Source organism: Aquihabitans sp. G128 (assembly GCF_019048865.1).
GTDB lineage: Bacteria > Actinomycetota > Acidimicrobiia > Acidimicrobiales > Iamiaceae > Aquihabitans.
Genome location: NZ_CP077604.1, coordinates 3,039,081 through 3,056,544, shown reverse-complemented (window position 1 = coordinate 3,056,544; position 17,464 = coordinate 3,039,081). Strand labels below are relative to the sequence as shown.

The following is a 17,464-nucleotide window of genomic DNA, read 5'->3' as shown; positions in this document are numbered from 1 at the left end:
TCCGCCGAAGCGATCAGCCGGTCAGCTGCCGCGCGAGGCGAAGGTCAGGCCTCGAGGGCCTTCTCGATGTCGGAGGTGATCTTCTCCGGCTTGGTGGTGGAGGCGTAGCGCTTGATCGGGACGCCGTCCTTGCCCACCAGGAACTTGGTGAAGTTCCACTTGATCTTCGACCCGATGGCCCCGCCCTTCTCCTCCTTGAGCCACTTGTAGAGCGGGTGGGCGTCGTCGCCGTTCACGTCGACCTTGGCGAAGAGGGGGAAGGTCACGCCGAAGTTGACCTCGCAGAACTCCTGGATCTCGTCCTCGGTGCCCGGCTCCTGGTGGCCGAACTGGTCGCACGGGAAGCCGAGGACGACGAGGCCCTGGTCCTCGTACTTCTTGTAGATCTCCTCGAGGCCCTTGTACTGCGGCGTGAAGCCGCACTTGGACGCGGTGTTCACCACCAGCACGGCCTTGCCGGCGTACTCGGAGAGGTCCTTCTCCGTGCCGTCGATGGCCTTGGCGGAGAAGTCGGAGAGGTTGGTCACGGCGTGCTCGCTTTCGTGTCGAGGCCGAGGAGCTGGCCCCAGTGCTGGGAAGCGTACGGCGCCGGACGGGTGACCGGATGGCCCGACCCCTGGTGGCGCCTCGTGCGCCGCCCGGTTCGGCGGGTCGTCCGTCGCCGATCGGGCTCCGAGGTCGGCAGTACCCTCCCCCCATGCGACGCCCGGGTGGGGAGGTGCACGAGGCCCTGCGCGGCGCTCGGCCCACGTCGTACTGGCTCGACTCGCCCGGCCGCCCACCCGCCCGACCGCCGCTGGTGGGCGAGGTCACGGCCGACCTCGCGGTGGTGGGCGGCGGCTACAGCGGCCTGTGGACCGCGCTGCTCGCCAAGGAGCGCGACCCCGACCGCACGGTGGTGCTGGTCGAGGGTGACCGGATCGGGTGGGCGGCCTCGGGTCGCAACGGCGGCTTCTGCGCCGCCAGCCTCACCCACGGCGAGGCCAACGGCTTGGAGCGGTGGCCGGACGAGTACCCCACGCTCGATCGCCTCGGCCACGACAACCTCGACCAGATCGGTGCCACGCTCGACCGGTACGAGATCGACTGCTCCTTCGAGCGCACCGGCGAGCTCACCGTCGCCACCGAGGACCACCAGGTGGCCGAGCTGCGGGACTGGGCCGACGGCCGCGACGACCTCCAGTTCCTCGACCGGGAGGCCGTGCAGGCCGAGGTGGCGTCGCCTACCTACCGGGCCGGCGTGTGGGAGCGAGGCGGCACCGCCCTGGTCGACCCGGCCCGGCTGGCCTGGGGGCTGGCCGAGGCGTGCGAGCGCGTGGGCGTGCGGGTGTTCGAGCACACCCGGGTCGACGGCCTGTCGCGCGACCACGGCACCCGGGCCGACCGTGGGCTGGTGCTGCGCGCCGAGCGCGGCGCGGTCCGGGCCCGGCAGGTGGCGCTGGGCACCAACGTGTTCCCGTCGCTGGTGAAGCGGACCCGGCTCCACACCATCCCGGTCTACGACCACGCCCTCATGACCGAGCCCCTGTCGGCCGAGCAGCGGCGGGCCATCGGGTGGGCCAACCGCCAGGGCATCGGCGACTCCGCCAACCGGTTCCACTACTACCGGCTCACCGACGACGACCGGATCCTGTGGGGCGGCTACGACGCGATCTACCACTTCGGCGGCCGCGTCCGCGCTGCCTACGACCACCGCCCCGCCACGTCCGACCTGCTCGCCCGCCAGTTCTTCGACACCTTCCCCCAGCTGGAGGGCCTGCGGTTCACCCACGCCTGGGGCGGTCCCATCGACGCCAGCACCCGCTTCTGCGCCTTCTTCGGCACCGCGCACGGCGGGGACGTGGCCTACGCCGCCGGCTTCACCGGCCTCGGCGTCGGCGCCACCCGCTTCGGCGCCCAGGTCATGCTCGACCTGCTGGCCGGCCGGCCCACCGAGCGCACCGAGCTGGAGATGGTCCGCACCAAGCCGGTGCCGTTCCCGCCCGAGCCCCTGGCCAGCGTCGGCATCCAGGCCACCCGCTGGTCCCTCGCCCGCGCCGACGAGCGCCAGGGCCGCCGCAACCTCTGGCTCCGCACCCTCGACCGCCTCGGCCTCGGCTTCGACTCCTAGACCTCGGCTCGCCCTCCACCCAGACCACCAACTTGTTGCACTTGTCGACCGATGCGTCGGCCAACTGCGACAAGTTCCTGGGGTCGGGGGTGGGGCGCTCCTGGGGTCAGCCGACGAGGAGGGACGGGTCGTGGGCCTCGACGAGGCGGCGGAAGCCGTCCTGCCAGCCGACGGTGGTGGGGCCGGTGATCGACGCCATCTTGGTGGTGTCGACGATGACGCTCTCCAGGGTGTCGGCGCTGGTCTCGAAGGTCGGCTCGATGCCGGTGAGGTCGCCGAGGTAGGTGCACCACTCCTCGACGCTGACCGCCTCGGAGCCGCCCCAGTTCACGACGGTGGGGTCGAGCGAGGCGGCGTCGAGCAGGGCGGGGACCGAGGCGTCGATGTCGTCCTGGTGGATGGGGCAGTAGGTGCTGGGGGCGTCGGCGTGGACGGGGATGGCCATGCCGCCCTGCATCATCAGCAGGTGGAACAGCGGCCAGCCGCCGGCCGGGCCGCCGTAGGGCACGTTGAGCCGGGCGATGGTGGTGGGCACGCCGAACTGCCGGGACGCGAAGCGCACCACGGTCTCGGCGGCGATCTTGGCGATCGAGTACGTGGGCATGAGGACGGCGTGGTTGTCGCCCAACGCGTCCTTCTCGGTGATGGGCTCGTGGCCCTTGGGCTTGTAGACGCCGGTGGTTGAGCAGTGCAGGAACCGCTCGGGACGGCACCAGGCCATGAGGTCGCCGGGGGCCTCGGCGGTGACGCGCAGGTCGATGTCCCAGCGCTGGGTCTTGGAGACGGCGAAGTTGAGGACGGCGTCGACGCCCTCGCGGGGCAGCGCGGAGAGGTCGCCGTTCTGGAGGTCGACGGTGGCGCAGGTGACCCCGGCTGACTCGAGCCGCTCCTTGGCGGCCGCATCGGAGAACCGCGCCGCGGCGATGACCTCGTTGCCGGCGGCGGCGAGCGACTCGGCCAGCGGCCCGGCCACCTGCCCGGTCGCTCCGGTCACCACGATGCGCTTGCCCTCGAGCGTCACTTGGATCTGCCTCTCGTCGAAACCCAGAACGAGAACACGTTCTAGTTCGGTGGACACCGCCGTGCCGGTCCGGGCGCCGGTACCGTCGACCCATGGCCCAACGAGCAGGTGGCGAGGTGCAGCCCGAAGCGGTCACCGCGTGGTGCCCCACCGCCGTCCGCCGGCCGATCATGCTCCAGGGCTGGCACGACCTCACGTCCATCCACTGGCGCTACGACCCCGAGGTCGTGCAGGCCCTGCTGCCCGCCGGCTACCGGGTCGACACGTTCGAGGGCAGCGCGTGGGTGGGCGTCCTGCCGTTCCACATGCGGCGCATCCGCCTGCCCCACGTGCCGCCCTTCGGCCCGCTCTCGACGTTCCCCGAGACCAACGTCCGCACCTACCTGGTCGACCCGCAGGGCCGGCGCGGGGTGTGGTTCTGCAGCCTCGACATCAACCGGCTGGTGCCGGCGCTGGTGGCTCGGGTCTCGTACCGGTTGCCGTACTGCTGGGCGAAGATGGCCATCGAGCGCGACGGCGACGTGATGACCTACACCTCGAAGCGGCGCTGGCCCCGGGGCGAGGCGTCCAGCCGGGTGCGGGTGCGCATCGGTGAGCTGGTCGACGACGGCGAGGTCAGCGCCTTCGAGCACTTCCTCACCGCCCGCTGGGCGCTCGGCACCCGGTTCGGCTCCCGCCTCATGTGGGCGGCGGTGGACCACCCGCCCTGGGCCGTGCACCGCGCCGAGTTGCTCGAGTGCGACGAGACCCTGCTCGCCGCCGCCGGCCTCCCGGCGCCGGACGCCGACCCCGTGGTCCTCTGGTCGCCCGGCGTCGACGTGCGCATCGGCCTGCCGAAGCGGGTGGTCGTCCCGCCGGGCCCGGCCCGGCCGGCCCCGTAGGCCCGGGCGCCCGCCCGCAGACGCGCAGAGACCCCGGTACCAGCCCGGGGTCTCGTCAGGTCTTCGTGGCTCGGCCGTGAGGCCGAGGGGTCACTTGTAGCGGTAGGTGATGCGGCCGCGCTTGAGGTCGTAGGTGGAGAGCTCCACCTGCACCCGGTCACCCGGGAGGATGCGGATGCGGTTCCGGCGGAGGCGACCGCCGAGGTGGCCGAGCACCACGTGCCCGTTGTCGAGGGAGATCCGGAAGTGGCCGCCTTTGAGGGCTTCCTCGGCCGTGCCTTCCATGACCAGTACGTCGTCTTTGGCTTTCGTCATCGCGTGTCCTCAGGTTCTCGTCTGCGCCGCATCGATCTCCGGCCGGCAGCGGGTCTCCCCACTCGAAGCGGTCCGGTGGCCGCACCCCTTGGAGGCACGAGCAGCGAAGGTCAAGGCTACCGCCGCCACACCGGTTCACCCCGCATCGGCCCGAGGGCCTGCCCCTACCGCAGCAGGTGCGGCGCCGCCCGACCGGCCACCAGGGGAAGGTCGAGGTACGTCTGCACGCCGGGCTCGGCGGCGCAGACGTAGGGGATGGCATTCACGGCGTGCAGGGCGGTGGCGACGATGCCGGGGTTGCGGGCCAGGCCGGCGGCGATGCTCTCGGGGTGCAGGCCGTGGAAGGTCACGTGGGTGCCGGGGTCGCCGGTGACCTCCACCTCGAAGCGCTCTCCCTCAGGTCCGAAGGTCCACGGCGGGTCCAGGTGCTCGTCGCCCATGAACCAGTTGACCGCCGCGGTGATGACGGGCTCGCCGTCGACCAGCCCCTCCCAGCGGAACCTCTGGGCGGCGACGGTGCCGGGCTGGATGGGCCCGATCGGGGAGTCGATCGGCTCGGTGGCCACCGCCATCTCGTGGGTGGTGCGCAGCTCGGCGTCGAGGGTGAGGCCCAGCTCGTGGGCGATCATCCAGATCGACTGGCCGAACCCGCCGGCGAGCATGGCCGGCATGATGCTGGCCCGCCCCTCCTCGGGCGTCTTGCCGAACAGCATCCAGTCGCTGATGACGTCGGGCGCGCCGTAGGTGCGGATGTCGGAGAACTCCTCGGAGCGCACGTGGGTGATCGACCCGCTGAGCGCCGAGACCATGAGCGGGAAGCGCTCCGTGATGCCGCCGGGGTGGATGCCCGTGCCGTGCAGCGTGCTGCCGGACTCCTTGCACAGGGCGTCGAGCTCCTCGCGCTCGGGGCTGGGCGGGAAGAACCAACCCAGGGGCGTCACCACGTCGACACCCGCAGCGAGGATGCGGCGCAGTTCGGCGGGGTCGGCCATCAGCGGGCTGTAGAGCACGCAGTCGGCGCCGAGGGCGAGCAGCGCGTCGACGTCGCGGGTGGCCAGCACGCCGATGGGGTCGATGCCGATCAGCTCGCCGACGTCGAGGCCGTCCTTGGCCTCACCGTGCACCCATGCCCCGGCCAGCTCGAGCTCGGGGTGGGCGAGGATGCCCTCGATGGCGGCGCGGCCGACGCCGCCGGTCGCCCACTGGATCACGCGGTAGGTCATGGAACGTGTTCTACCGGCAGGAGCCGCTCGGCGCTGAGGCCCCGCTCGGCCACGGGTGAGCGACCGGTCTTGGCGCTCCAACACCGGCCCGCAGCCACGCCGAGCCAGCGGTCGCCCAGATGGACGAGGGCCGTTCGGCTCATGTCCGACGCAGGTGTTTTCGGCTACAACAACAGCGGTTCGGGGTGGCGGTCGCCGCGGGCCGCGGGAAGAGGGGTGCGCGATGGCGCGCGACGTGGGTGGGGTTGAGCGGCGTCGACGCTTGCTCGAGCACCGCGCCTCCCGCCACGCCGAGCGCACCATCCAGCACCTCCGCCTGGTCAGCCTGGTGCCGGCGGCCGCCCAGGTCTTCCTGTACCCGGGGAGCTCGCGGGCCCTGAGCGCGGCGGCGGTGGTGGTGCTGGCGCTGACCTGTGCGTGGGTGGAGCTGGCCACGAGGGCGGAGGACGCCGGCCGGTTCGCCACCCCCGTGGTGTGGACGAGCATCGTGGGCGACGTGGCCACCGCAGCGCTGATCATGGTCAGCCACCGCAGCAACCCGGGCGACGCCGTGCAGTTCCTCCCGCTGCTGATGATGGTCCAGGCCGCCGCCCGCTGGGACCGGCTGGGCGGGATCATCGGCGGCGCGGTGGCGGGCGCAGCCTCGGCGGCGTGGTCCATCGACGTGCACCACCGGTTGGGGATCGACCTGCCCGCCGTCGCCGCCGGCTTCCGCGTGGTCGTCTTCCTGCTGGTCGGCTCCTTCGCCGGCATGCTCGTCCGTGAGGCCAACGAGCAGCGTCGAGCCGCCGAGGCGGTGTTCACCGCGTCCCGGGACCTGGTGGTGACCTTCGGGCTCGACGGGCGCGTCCGGGCGGTGAACCCGGCGTCGCAGGCGATCCTCGGGTATGCGCCGGAGGAGCTCGTCGGCCTGGACCGCACCTCGAAGCTGGCGCCGGGCGAGCCGATCTTCGGCGACGTCGACGTGGACCTGTACCGGCGCGAGGGCAACCAGCTCGTCGAGCTGCGCCTCGTGCACCGGGACGGGCACCAGGTGTGGCTGGAGGTCGACCTCCTGCCCGACCTCGAGGCCGGGGTCATCCGAGCGATCGGGCGAGACGTCAGCGACCGCCGGCGCGCCGAGTCCGAGCTTCGCCACCGGGTGGACCACGACGGGCTCACCGGGCTGTGCAACCGCGACGCCATGGTCGCCCGGCTCAACGAGCTGTTCGCCATCGGCCGGCTCCCCGGCCTGATCTTCGTCGACCTCGACCGGTTCAAGGCCGTGAACGACGAGCACGGCCACGTGGCCGGCGACCGCGTGCTCCGCGAGATCGCCGACCGCCTGGCCCGAGCCGCCGGCCCGGGCGACGTCATGGTGGCCCGCTACGCCGGTGACGAGTTCTGCGTCGTGGTCGACGACCCGAGCGAGCTGGACGAGGTCCTCGCCCGGGTCCGCCAGGCCATGGAGCTCGAGTTCGACGCCGGCCCGGCCCTGGTCTCGGTCTCGGCGTCGTTCGGCGCCGCCACGGCCCGCAGCGGCGAGCGCCCCGAGGTCCTGGTGCACCGGGCCGACCAGGCCATGTACGCCCACAAGTCCGTCGAGCGCACCCCGTCACCCACCGACGACCTCGCCCGCGACTGACCGCCCCGGGTCGGGCAACCCCCTCCCTCGAACTTGTGGGCCGAGGGCGCCGAAAACAGCAGCGTGGGCCCACAAGTTCACCGGGTCGGGTCGGTCCCTCTCGAACTTGTGGGCCGAGGGCGCCGAAAACAGCAGCGAGGGCCCACAAGTTCACCGGGGTGGGTCGGCCGCACACTGGGCGGGCGGCGGTTCGGCACCTCCGGTACCTTGCCGGCCATGACCGAGCGCCCCGCTGGAGCCGAGCCCGCCGACCAGGTGTCGCTGCACGTAGCGGCCCCGCCGGAGCGGGTGTGGGAGCTGATCACCGACGTGGGCGCCATGGGCCGCCTCAGCCCGGAGTGCACGGGCGGGCGCTGGCTCGACGGCGCCACCGGCCCGGTGGTGGGCGCCCGGTTCAAGGGCAGCAACAAGCGCGGCATCGCCCGTTGGTCCACCACCAACACCGTGGTGGTCGCCGAGCCCGCGTCGGCCTTCGCCTGGGAGACCAAGCAGAGCGGCGTGCGCTGGCGCTACGACCTGCTCCCCGAGGGCGATGGCACCCTCGTCACCGAGTCCCGGGCCGAGTTCAAGGCCCGGCCGCTGGTGGCCAAGTTGTTCGCCGGCGCCGTGCTGGGCGGGGTCGACGGCCACGAGGACGAGCTGCGCGACGGCATGCGCGCCACCCTCGAACGGCTGAAGGCGATCGCCGAAGCAGGCTGAGCCGCTCGGAAGTAGGGTCCCCAAGTAGAACGCGTTCTCGCGGTGAGCACCGGCCACCGCAGCGCACGGGCAAAGGGGATTGCACGCATGGACCTCGGCGACATCAACCTGTTCGATCCGGACACCTACGTCGACGAGCTGCCCCACGAGCAGTTCGCGTACCTCCGCAAGGAGCACCCGGTGTTCCGCCACGAGGTGGCCGACGGGGGCCACTTCTGGTGCATCACCCGCCACGAGGACCTGGTGACGGTCAACCGGGACGCTGCGTCCTACTCGTCGTGGCGGCGCACCGCCCTGACCCTCGGCGACCACGACACCGACGCCCTCGAGCAGCAGCGCATGATGATGCTGAACATGGATCCGCCGGACCACTCGAAGCTCCGGAAGATCGTGAACAAGGGCTTCACCCCGCGCATGATCCGCGAGCTGCAGGAGCACCTGGCCGACGAGGCCCGCCAGATCGTGGCCGACGGCCTCGAGAAGGGCGACGTCGAGTTCGTCGAGGAGATCGCCAGCGAGCTGCCGCTGATCGCCATCGCCGAGTTCCTGGGCGTCCCGCGTGAGGACCGCAAGATCATCTTCGACCTGTCGAACCGCATGATCGGCTCGGAGGACCCGGACTACCAGCTCGACGAGGGCGTGGCCCAGGAGGCCGCTGGCGAGATGTACGCCTACGCCCAACAGCTGGCCGACGACCGCCGGGCCAACCCCCGCAACGACATCGTGACCACGCTGCTGCAGGCCGAGGTCGACGGCGAGCGCCTGGACGAGCTCGAGTTCAACCTCTTCTTCATGCTGCTCGCCGTGGCCGGCAACGAGACCACCCGCAACGCCATCAGCCACGGGATGCTCGCCCTGCTCGAGAACCCCGACCAGCAGCAGATCCTGCGGGACGACCCGAGCAAGCTCGACGCCGGCATCGAGGAGATCCTCCGCTGGGGCACGCCGGTCATGCAGTTCCGCCGTCAGACCACCAAGCCGGTCACCATCGCCGGGGTCGACATCCCCGAGGACGAGGGCATCGTCTTCTGGCACATCTCCGCCAACCGCGACGAGACGGTCTTCGACGACCCCTACTCGTTCCAGGTCGAGCGCTCGCCGAACCTGCACACCAACCACGTGGCCTTCGGCGGCGGCGGCCCCCACTTCTGCCTCGGCGCCAACCTGGCCCGCGCCGAGATGAAGGTCGTCTTCGCCGAACTGCTCAAGCAAGCGAAGTGGGAGCAGCGCGAGCCCGCCCGCCGCCTCCGCTCCAACTTCATCAACGGCATCAAGCGCCTCGACGTCACCCTCACCCCGACCTGACCCGAGCGGCCGAACCGGCTCGGTCGTAGGACGGTTCCGTGGCTCGAGGTCTGGCTCAGGCGGAGGTGAGGAGGCGGGAGCGGAAGAGGTCGAGGACCTGGTCGAGGGCGGCGCGGGTGGCGGAGCCGGGCTCGTCGATGAGGTGCTCGGTGAGCACGGAGTGGGGGTCCATGGCGGCGTCGGGGTTGGCGTCGTCGTCGTCGAGCTCGACGCCGGTGAAGGCGTCACCCAACTCCTCGCGCAGGAAGGCGAAGCGCTCGGCGGGGACCAGGCGGTCGCTCTTGAACCGGAGGCCGAGGACCTCGAGGCCGGCGTTGGCGCAGCGGTCCTTGACCTTGGCCAGGTCGGCGGCGGAGATGTCGATGTTGTGCTTCTGCTTCTTGGTCAGGCCGACGGGCATCGACGGCTGCGAGAGCACGGGGGCGAGCAGGCGGTCGTCGGCGGCCATGGCCAGCGCGTAGCCACCGGTGAAGCACATGCCGACCGCACCGACGCCGGGGCCGCCGCAGCGCTCGTGCTCGTCCTTCGCCAGGGCCCGCAGCCAGGTCACCACCGGCGAGGTCTTGCCGGTGGCCAGCACCGTGAACTCGCGGCTGACGCACGCGGGGACGATGGTCTTGAGCATGTGGACCATGTCGCCACGGTCGGGCTTGGACCCGTGGGTGGCCACCCGGCCGGGCTCGCCGAACAGGTGGGGGAGCACCGCGGTGCACCCGATGGCCGTCACCCGGCGGGCGAACTCGATGACCTTGGGCGTGATGCCGGGCATCTCGGCGATCACGATCACCGCTGGGCCGGTGCCGAGGCGGAACACGTCCCGCTCGGTGCCACCGTGGGCGAACGTGGTGTGCTCGAAGTTGCTGAGGCCCGCATCGGTCATGGGGGCGCACCGTACTGCCGGCGGCGCGAACCGCTCGGCGGGCTGTTCAGCGGGGCGGGATGGTCCAGTCGATGGGGTCGCGCCCTGCCGCCACCAGCGCCTCGTTCGTGCGCGAGAACGGCCGGCTGCCGAAGAAGCCGTTGTGGGCGGAGAGCGGCGAGGGGTGGGCCGACTCGATGATGACGTGGCGGCTCGTGTCGATGAGCGCCTTCTTCTTGCGGGCCGCCGCACCCCAGAGGATGAACACCACCCGCTCGGGCTTGGCGTCGACGGCCTTGATCACCTCGTCGGTGAACGTCTCCCAGCCGCGGCGCTGGTGCGACGCGGCTTGGTGAGCCCGCACCGTCAGGCTGGTGTTCAGCAGCAGCACCCCCTGGCGGGTCCAGGCGTCGAGGCAACCGTGGTTCGGTGCCGTCACCCCGAGGTCGGCCTCGAGCTCGATGAAGATGTTGCGCAGCGACGGCGGCACCGGCACGCCGGGCCGCACCGAGAAGCACAGCCCGTGGGCCTGGCCGGGCCCGTGGTAGGGGTCCTGGCCCAGGATCAGCACCTCGACCTCGGCGAAGGGCGTCTGGTGCAGGGCGGCGAACACGTCCTCCGGCGGCGGGAAGACCTGGTGGTGCGCCCGCTCCTCGGCCACGAACCGCTGGAGCTCCCCCCAGTAGGGCTTCTCGAACTCGGCTCGCAGCAGCGGGTTCCAGTCGGTCTTGGCGGCCACGAGCCGAACCTACCCAACGCCTCCGGTGCCCGGTCTGGCCCCGACGCTCTGGCAGGCTCGCAGCCGTGACGCCCGACGAGCTGATGGCCGAAGCCTGCCGCCTGGCCGCCGAGTCGGTGGCCAACGACTGGGGCGGCCCGTTCGGCGCCGTCATCGCCCGGGACGGCGAGATCGTGGCCCGGGGCCAGAACCGGGTGCTGCTCACCGGCGACATCACCTGCCACGCCGAGGTCGACGCCATCCGCAACGCGGTGGCGACCCTGAACCCCACCGCGCCGGACATCGCGGTGGCCGAGCGCCCGAGCACCACGCTGGCCCTGGCGCCGCGACCGCCCGGGTCGGCCGACCCGGTGCCGGCCCGGGCCCGGATGCTCATGGGCATGGAGATCTACGCCAGCGGCGCCCCGTGCCCCATGTGCCTGAGCGCCATCTACTGGGCCCGGCTCGACGCCGTGCACTTCTCGAACGACTGGGAGGACGCTCGCGCCATCGGCTTCGACGACGCCTTCCAGTACGAGGACTTCGCCCTCCCGCTCGACCAGCGCCGCCTCCCCATCCAGCAGCTCCGACCCGACCTGGGCCGGCCGTCGTTCGCCGCCTGGGCGGCCAAGGCGGACCGCCACCCCTACTGATCACCCGGCCGTGGTTCGCTATCGCGCCGGTTCCGTGCTCAGGTGGTCCATGGACGAAGAGCTGCTCCGCACCGACGAGTGCATGACGATGCGTGGGATGTTGCACTGGGAGGAGTGGGGCCCGGACGACGATCGGGCCATGGCCGGTCGCCACCGCACCGCCGGCACGCTCAACGGCGTGGCCATCGACGACGAGAAGCTCGAGGACCTCGTCCGGCGCAGCGGCCGCCTCCCGATGGGCTGATCCACCGAGGGCCCAGCTCCGCCGTAGGACCGGCCGTCAGAGCCCGAGGCCCAGCCGGATGACGCGGTCCTTGAGGAACGTGGGCGTGAAGCGCTGGGCAAGGAGCATGGCCTGGGCGTCGATGCCCACGAGGTAGCGGTTGCGCGGGAACGACGTCGTGAGCGCGGTGGCCACCACGCGGGCGCAGCCGTCGGGGCTGCCCATGATCGGCTCCATGAGCCGCTGGAGCTGGAGCGAGCGCCGATAGGCGTCGGCGTGGCGGGTGCCGTCCTGCTCGCGGGTGGCGATGTCGCGCTCGAACTCCTCCCAGATGCCGGTCTTGAACCCGCCCGGCTCCACCAGCACCACCTTCACGCCGTCGCCGGCGACCTCCATGCGCAGCGCGTCGGACAGGGCCTCGAGGGCGTGCTTGGCCCCGGTGTAGTGGCCGGCGAACGGGGCGGTGGCCAACCCGGCGATCGACGAGATGTTGACGATGCGGCCGCCGCCGTCCCGCAGACCCGGGAGGGCGAGGCGGGCCAGGCGCATGGGGGCGTGGACCATCGTCTCGAACAGGCGGTGGGCCTCGTCGTCGCCCACGTCCTCGATGGCCCCGGTGACCGCGTAGCCGGCGTTGTTCACGAGGCCGAAGAGCGGGGGCAGGCCCTGGATCACCCGCTCGCACTGCTCGGCGTCGGTCACGTCGAGCAGGACGGTGTGGACCTCGACCCCGGCATCGGCCGCCGCGGCGTGCACGACCTCGGCCTTGGCGTCGGAGCGGACCGAGCCCACCGACCGGAACCCCTGGCGGGCCAGCTCCACCACGGTGGCCAGCCCGATGCCGGAGTTGGCGCCGGTGGTGAGCACGGTCTGGCTGCTTCGGTCGGTCATGGGACCGCTCCTGCCCGCCCGATCATCCTTTCGGACCTCGTCGCGGCAGCGGGACCGCCGACCGCGTTGGGCGATGGCGGGCTCGCCCTGCCGATCGGCGGCGGCGAGCGATCCGGTGGCGGGCGGTCAGCCGCGGACGGTGCGGGTGACGAGGTTGGGGTCGGCGTCGATGTCGGCGTCGTGGAACAGCAGGGGGCGCACGGCCTTGGCGGCGTAGGCCTCGGTGCCGTCGACGTGGTGGGGCGAGCGGTCGTCGCCCGACTCGCCGTAGGCCAGCAGGCCGACGCCGACCGGGCCGTCGTCGGTGAGCTCCACGGCCATCAGGAAGCTGGTGCCGTAGGTGACCTGGTACCCGCCTTCGCGCAGGCCGGTGCGGTCGGTGCGGCCGGGGACCGCGGTGGTGACGGGGGCCGAGGGCTCGATGCTGGTGGTCGACAGGGCGCCGATGGGGGCGAGGATGTTGAGCAGCCCCTCGCCCTCGCCGCCGCCGTGGACGGGCACCCGGTGCTCGCCCCGCTGGGCCCACTGGCACTCGGCCAGGGTGACGTCGATGGCCAGCCCGGCGGCCTGCAGGCCGAGGACCGCGCCGGCCACGGCCACGGTCACCGGGTCGGGTGCGTCGCCCGGCGGAGCAGCGGCCAACCCGTGGGGCGTGGCCACCGGGTCGTCGGCGTCGAACGGCTGGGCGAAGAGGGAGCCGGCGTCGCGCAGCTCCGCCGGCGTGAAGCCGGCCATGGCCTCGCGCCACAGCGCGGCGCCGGGGGCGTCCAGCTCGCTGCGACCGTTCCACGCCGCCAGCACGTCGGCGGCCGCGCCGACGTCGACGGTCGTCCCGGCCACCTCGACCGATCCGGCGGCCCGGCAGCGGGCCACCACGTCGTCCTTCACCAGCTCGGCGCTGAGGCTGGCGTTGTCGAGCACGGCGTCGATCACCGAGTGCACGGTGGCCTGCCCGGTGGCGGCCAGCCGTCCGGCCACCCGCAGGTTCTGTCGGGTGCGCAGGCTGGGGGCGGTCCGTTCGAAGCCGTGGAGGACGGAGTAGCCCTCGAGCCGCTCGTCGGGGTGGGTGAGCCAGTGCGGGTCGTTGGCGTTGACCAGCCGGTCGCGCCGCTCCAGCTGGGGCAGGGCGTCGTAGGGGACCAGGCCGGGGCTGCGGGCGCCCGGCACGTCGACCCACTCGTCGCCCGGGTCGCTGCCGTCGAGCAGCGCCACGCGAGCCTCGTAGAGCAGCCCGGCCACGAAGTCGGTGGCCACCCGCTCGGTGAACCGGGCCTGGGCCTCCGGCGAGAGGTTGGGCGTGGCCGAGGCGTCGATGTACCAGGCGCGGCCGGTGCGGTCGGCGGCCAGGGTGTTGACCCACGGCAGGCCCTGCACGCGGGCGAACACGTCCTGCAGGTCGTCGAGCGAGCGGGCCCGGTCCATCTCCAGGAACTGCTGGGCCACCACGGTGTTGTCGAGGTTGGCGTCGCGGTACGTGTACGCCGTCTCGAGGCCCCAGCCCAGCAGGGGCAGGTTCACCATGGGGCCGTGGTGGCTCTCCCAGAGGGTGCGCTCCACCGCCTGGAGCGTGCCGTCGGCCTGGAGGACCTCGGCGGCGTAGGTGGTGGGCACCAGGTCGCGCTGCTCGTCGCCGTAGCGGTAGGTGGTGGGCGCGCCGGGCACGAGGTCCAGGCGGGCGAGCGTGAACCGGCTGCCGCGGGAGAACGTGTGGGCCCAGGCCACCTCCGCGTTGAAGCCCATCTGCACGCCGGGCGTTCCCATGAGCGACACGCCGTAGACGTCGAGCTCGCCGGGGATGGTGAGGTGGCACTCCCAGAAGCGGGCCTCGCCGCCCCACGGGAAGTGCGGGTTCGCCATCACCAGGCCGTGGCCCGACGCGGTGGCGTCGCCGCCGAGCGCCCAGCCGTTCGGCGCGCCGGGCGAGGCCTCGCTGGCCCCGCCGCCGCCCAGGGCGGAGAGGGGTGACGGCTCGGCGGGGCCGTCGGGCCCGGGCGCCTCGGCCCGGCCGATGATGCCCACCAGGTTGCGGCCGCTGCCCATGAGGGCGACGTCGCCGAGGTAGGCGTAGAAGTCGAGCTCGTCGATCGGGCGGATCCAGAGCGCGTCGGCGCACCACGCCGGCAGCGATCCCTCGGCGCGGGACTCGGTCAGCTGGGCGTTGAGGCCGGCCACGTAGCCCGAGACCAGGTCGCGCAGCCACGGCACCTGGGCGTCGCGCAGCGCCTCGGCCCGGCGCCGCACGCCGAGGGCGAGGTAGCCGAAGTCCGACGCCAGGTGGCCGCCCTCCGGCCCGGCCCCGTGGAACCGGGCCCGCTCGCCCCGCACCTTCACGATCTGGTCGGCGATGGTGGGCAGGTGGTCGCGTCCGCAGGCCCAGCCCTGGCCGAAGCCGAGGCCGCCCCAGTCGGCGGCGCGCACGTGGGCCACGCCGTGCGTGGTCCAGCGGATGTCCGCCTCGTACCGGTGGTCACCGTGCCCGCTCATGCATCCTCCACGTGTCGAGCGAGCATCTGACCACGCGGTCGGGGTGTCGGGCGAACGGTGGCGTTCGTCGATCGGGCCCCCGCCGGCGGCGCCTCCGGCGGCGGCCGGACGCGGCGATCCGGTCACGGCTCGGCACTACCCTGCGGCGATGGCCAGCCTGCAGCTCCCGTCCCCGATCCGGACCCGTCCCGGGCGCACCCGCCTCCTGGGCCTCGCCCTCGTCGGCGCCCTGGCCGTGGCCGCCGCCGGCTGCAGCAGCGACAGCGACAGCGCCGGCTCGAAGAAGACGACCACCACGACGTCCGCCGCCAAGCCGTCGAAGGCCACCACCACCAGCACCACCGAGGCACCCAGCACCACCAGCACCACGGCCGCCAAGGCGACCACCACCACGGCCAAGCCGGTCGATCCGAGCGGCGGCCCGCAGGCCTACTCGGGCCCGGTCGACGGGCAGGACGCCAAGGTCCAGGTCACCTTCACCCGAGACGGCGACATCAAGGACTTCGTGGTCTCCGGCCTCGAGATCGCCTGCCAGCCGCTCGACAACGGCGACTCGTCCACCCGGGCCACCAAGGTCGCCATCCCCCTCGCCGAGGTGAAGGCCGACGGCAGCGTCGAGCACACCGAAGAGGGGTCCAAGTACCACCCCGACCTGTCCGGCTCGTTCACCCCCGACGGCTCCTTCGCCGGCGGCCTCTACCTCTCCGGCGAGGACGACGGCTCGGTGTGCGGCGGCGAGTTCACCTTCATCGCCAAGGCCGGCTGACCCCACCGCTGCCGGCGGCGGCGCGTCAGCGGTCGCCGTCGAGGAGGTCGTGCAGGGGGCCGAGGCGGCCCCGGAGGCCGAGGCCGTCGACCTGGTGGTCGAGGGTGCGCAGAGCCCGCTTCGAGAGCTTGGCCATGGGGCCGCGGAGGCGCTCCTGGGTGGGGTGGCCGAGCTCGGCGATGACCTCGAGCCACGGTTCCCACAGGCCGGCGGCGTCGACCGAGCGGACCAGCGCCACGAGGTCGCCGTCGGTGAGCGCCGCGGCCTGCTCGGCCACCCGCCGGCGGGTGCGGGGCGGGAGCACGGCGAGCAGCGGCAGCAGGTCGGCCCAGGTCCGGTCCCGAGCGGTGCGGCGGACGGCGGCGCCCACCACCTCGTCGTGGTCGGGCTCTTCCATGGCGCCGAGCACGAGGGCGAGGTCGTCGATCAGCCCGGCCCGGGTGGCGGCCGCCACCGCGTCCTGGACCAGGTCGGCGTCGAGGCGGGCCACGCTGGCGGCCACCCGCCGCTGCGCCTTCGCCGGCAGCTCGGCCACCAATGGCAGGAGGTCAGCCCACCGGTCGCTCTCGGCCGCAGCCAGGACGATGGCGTCGATCACCGCCGCCTTGTGGAACGTGGGCAGCTTGGCCACCCGGCCCCGACGGTCCGGGCTGATCGATCCCACCAGCGGCAGCACCGACGCCCACAGGCCCTCGGCCTGGGCGTAGGCCGCCAGCTCCTCGATGACCTGGCGGTCGGCGTCGACGGCGAGGTCGGCCAGGCGGCCCTTCGCCCGTGGGCCGAGCTCGTCGATCACCGCCAGCACCTCGAACCACAGCGCCGAGGTCCTCGCGGCGGCGAGGAGGCCGACGACCCGCTCGTCGGGCAGCTCGGTGACGATCCGGTCGATGCGCGCCGGGTCGTCCACGAGGAAGGCGGTGCGCAGCAGGGCATCGTCGTCGACCACGGCGAGGGCGGCGTCGAGGGCCTCGGGCGTGAGGTGGTCCACGAACTGGGCCATGGTGACGTGCTCGCTCCGGGCGGTCAGCTCCTCGGTCACCGCCGCCACGCGGGCCGGGGCCATCGCCGCCACCACGTCGGGCACCCGGCGCGGGTCGAGGTGGATGGCCACCTCGGCCAGGAACGCAGGAGGCAGGCGGTCGGCGATGTCGACGGTGCGGCGCCGGTCGACCGAACCGGCGAGCAGCGCGCACAGCACCGGCCCCATGGCCTTCTGCGCCAGCGAGGCGGCCACGGGGGTGGGCAGCAGGGCGGCGGCGGACGCTGCACCTCGGAGGCGCTCGCTGCCGGCGTCGAACAGCACCTCGACGCAGCGGTCGCGCAGCTCGCGGATGGCCTCGGGCGGTAGGGCGTCGGCCAGGTGGTCGAGCTCGGCGGGCTCGGTGCCGAGCAGGCGGGCGAGGCGCACCACCTCGGCGCGGGCCCGCAGCGTGGTGCTCACGCGCCGAGCGCCCTGCGGAACGGCCCGCGCAGCAGTCGGGGCACGAAGCGCAGCGCCTCCTCGGCGCCGGCGGCCAGGTCCTCGGCCTGGCGGGCCTTGGCCGCAGCCAGCAGGTCAGCCAGCTCGGCCAGCCGCTCGTCGGCGAGCGGGTCGAGCGCCTCGGGCACGGGGCCCTCGAGCTCGGTGGCCAGGGCATCCCGGCCGGCGGTGGTGGTCGTCATGGCTCGCGGGCTCCCGTGCCTCGGTCGTCG

The 17,464-nt window shown here is 73.0% G+C and carries 18 protein-coding genes; 8 read left to right on the top strand and 10 right to left on the bottom strand.

Annotated elements, in window-relative coordinates; all coding sequences use genetic code 11:
• Positions 1-44: 44 nt before the first annotated feature.
• Entirely contained in the window at positions 45-527 is a 483-nt protein-coding gene (locus tag KSP35_RS14635; RefSeq protein WP_216996560.1) for a glutathione peroxidase, read from the bottom strand.
• A gap of 170 nt (positions 528-697) precedes the next feature.
• On the opposite strand from KSP35_RS14635, the gene KSP35_RS14630 reads away from it, so the two are divergent.
• Positions 698-2,110, top strand: coding sequence for an FAD-binding oxidoreductase (locus KSP35_RS14630; RefSeq protein WP_216996559.1), 1,413 nt, complete (start codon positions 698-700; stop codon positions 2,108-2,110).
• A gap of 106 nt (positions 2,111-2,216) precedes the next feature.
• Here the strand turns inward: KSP35_RS14630 and KSP35_RS14625 are convergent, their stop codons facing one another.
• Positions 2,217-3,131 carry an NAD(P)-dependent oxidoreductase gene (locus tag KSP35_RS14625; protein ID WP_216996558.1) on the bottom strand — a complete coding sequence of 305 codons (915 nt, stop codon included), beginning with the start codon at positions 3,129-3,131 and terminating at the stop codon, positions 2,217-2,219.
• A 92-nt stretch (positions 3,132-3,223) separates the two neighbouring features.
• Here KSP35_RS14625 and KSP35_RS14620 point away from each other — a divergent pair, with 92 nt between their 5' ends.
• Positions 3,224-4,012, top strand: coding sequence for a YqjF family protein (locus tag KSP35_RS14620; RefSeq protein WP_216996557.1), 789 nt, complete (start codon positions 3,224-3,226; stop codon positions 4,010-4,012).
• A 90-nt stretch (positions 4,013-4,102) separates the two neighbouring features.
• Here the strand turns inward: KSP35_RS14620 and infA are convergent, their stop codons facing one another.
• Together infA and KSP35_RS14610 are read right to left on the bottom strand one after the other, a co-directional pair.
• Positions 4,103-4,327 carry a translation initiation factor IF-1 gene (gene infA, locus KSP35_RS14615; protein WP_216996555.1) on the bottom strand — a complete coding sequence of 75 codons (225 nt, stop codon included), beginning with the start codon at positions 4,325-4,327 and terminating at the stop codon, positions 4,103-4,105.
• A gap of 164 nt (positions 4,328-4,491) precedes the next feature.
• Positions 4,492-5,550, bottom strand: a complete 1,059-nt coding sequence (locus tag KSP35_RS14610; protein ID WP_216996553.1) for a hypothetical protein — start codon at positions 5,548-5,550, stop codon at positions 4,492-4,494.
• A gap of 223 nt (positions 5,551-5,773) precedes the next feature.
• On the opposite strand from KSP35_RS14610, the gene KSP35_RS14605 reads away from it, so the two are divergent.
• The 3 genes from KSP35_RS14605 (at position 5,774) to KSP35_RS14595 (ending at position 9,178) form a co-directional block, all read left to right on the top strand.
• Positions 5,774-7,174, top strand: a complete 1,401-nt coding sequence (locus KSP35_RS14605) for a sensor domain-containing diguanylate cyclase (RefSeq protein ID WP_216996552.1) — start codon at positions 5,774-5,776, stop codon at positions 7,172-7,174.
• Between the two features lie 216 nt (positions 7,175-7,390).
• Positions 7,391-7,873 (top strand): SRPBCC family protein, encoded by a 483-nt coding sequence (locus KSP35_RS14600; protein ID WP_216996547.1) that lies wholly within the window; start codon positions 7,391-7,393, stop codon positions 7,871-7,873.
• An 87-nt stretch (positions 7,874-7,960) separates the two neighbouring features.
• The gene (locus KSP35_RS14595) at positions 7,961-9,178 is read left to right on the top strand and encodes a cytochrome P450 (protein ID WP_216996546.1); all 1,218 of its coding nucleotides are present in this window, start codon (positions 7,961-7,963) and stop codon (positions 9,176-9,178) included.
• Positions 9,179-9,233: 55 nt separating this feature from the next.
• Here KSP35_RS14595 and KSP35_RS14590 read toward each other — a convergent pair whose 3' ends face one another.
• Both KSP35_RS14590 and ung read right to left on the bottom strand, forming a co-directional pair.
• Positions 9,234-10,058, bottom strand: coding sequence for a dienelactone hydrolase family protein (locus KSP35_RS14590; RefSeq protein ID WP_216996545.1), 825 nt, complete (start codon positions 10,056-10,058; stop codon positions 9,234-9,236).
• A 46-nt stretch (positions 10,059-10,104) separates the two neighbouring features.
• Positions 10,105-10,776, bottom strand: coding sequence for a uracil-DNA glycosylase (ung, locus tag KSP35_RS14585; protein WP_216996544.1), 672 nt, complete (start codon positions 10,774-10,776; stop codon positions 10,105-10,107).
• 65 nt (positions 10,777-10,841) lie between these two features.
• Between ung and KSP35_RS14580 the strand changes: the two genes are divergently transcribed.
• On the top strand, positions 10,842-11,408 hold the full coding sequence (locus tag KSP35_RS14580; RefSeq protein ID WP_216996542.1) for a nucleoside deaminase: 567 nt from the start codon (positions 10,842-10,844) through the stop codon (positions 11,406-11,408).
• Between the two features lie 49 nt (positions 11,409-11,457).
• On the top strand, positions 11,458-11,652 hold the full coding sequence (locus tag KSP35_RS14575) for a hypothetical protein (RefSeq protein WP_216996541.1): 195 nt from the start codon (positions 11,458-11,460) through the stop codon (positions 11,650-11,652).
• Between the two features lie 36 nt (positions 11,653-11,688).
• On the opposite strand, the gene KSP35_RS14570 is transcribed toward KSP35_RS14575, so the two are convergent.
• Entirely contained in the window at positions 11,689-12,522 is an 834-nt protein-coding gene (locus KSP35_RS14570; protein ID WP_216996539.1) for an SDR family NAD(P)-dependent oxidoreductase, read from the bottom strand.
• A 126-nt stretch (positions 12,523-12,648) separates the two neighbouring features.
• On the bottom strand, positions 12,649-15,006 hold the full coding sequence (locus tag KSP35_RS14565) for a penicillin acylase family protein (RefSeq protein ID WP_216996538.1): 2,358 nt from the start codon (positions 15,004-15,006) through the stop codon (positions 12,649-12,651).
• 148 nt (positions 15,007-15,154) lie between these two features.
• Between KSP35_RS14565 and KSP35_RS14560 the strand changes: the two genes are divergently transcribed.
• Positions 15,155-15,772, top strand: coding sequence for a hypothetical protein (locus tag KSP35_RS14560; RefSeq protein ID WP_216996537.1), 618 nt, complete (start codon positions 15,155-15,157; stop codon positions 15,770-15,772).
• Positions 15,773-15,797: 25 nt separating this feature from the next.
• Here KSP35_RS14560 and KSP35_RS14555 read toward each other — a convergent pair whose 3' ends face one another.
• On the bottom strand, positions 15,798-17,213 hold the full coding sequence (locus KSP35_RS14555) for a hypothetical protein (RefSeq protein WP_216996536.1): 1,416 nt from the start codon (positions 17,211-17,213) through the stop codon (positions 15,798-15,800).
• The gene (locus KSP35_RS14550) at positions 17,210-17,434 is read right to left on the bottom strand and encodes a hypothetical protein (RefSeq protein ID WP_216996535.1); all 225 of its coding nucleotides are present in this window, start codon (positions 17,432-17,434) and stop codon (positions 17,210-17,212) included. The genes KSP35_RS14555 and KSP35_RS14550 overlap by 4 nt, the downstream gene beginning before the upstream one ends.
• Positions 17,435-17,464 lie beyond the last annotated feature (30 nt).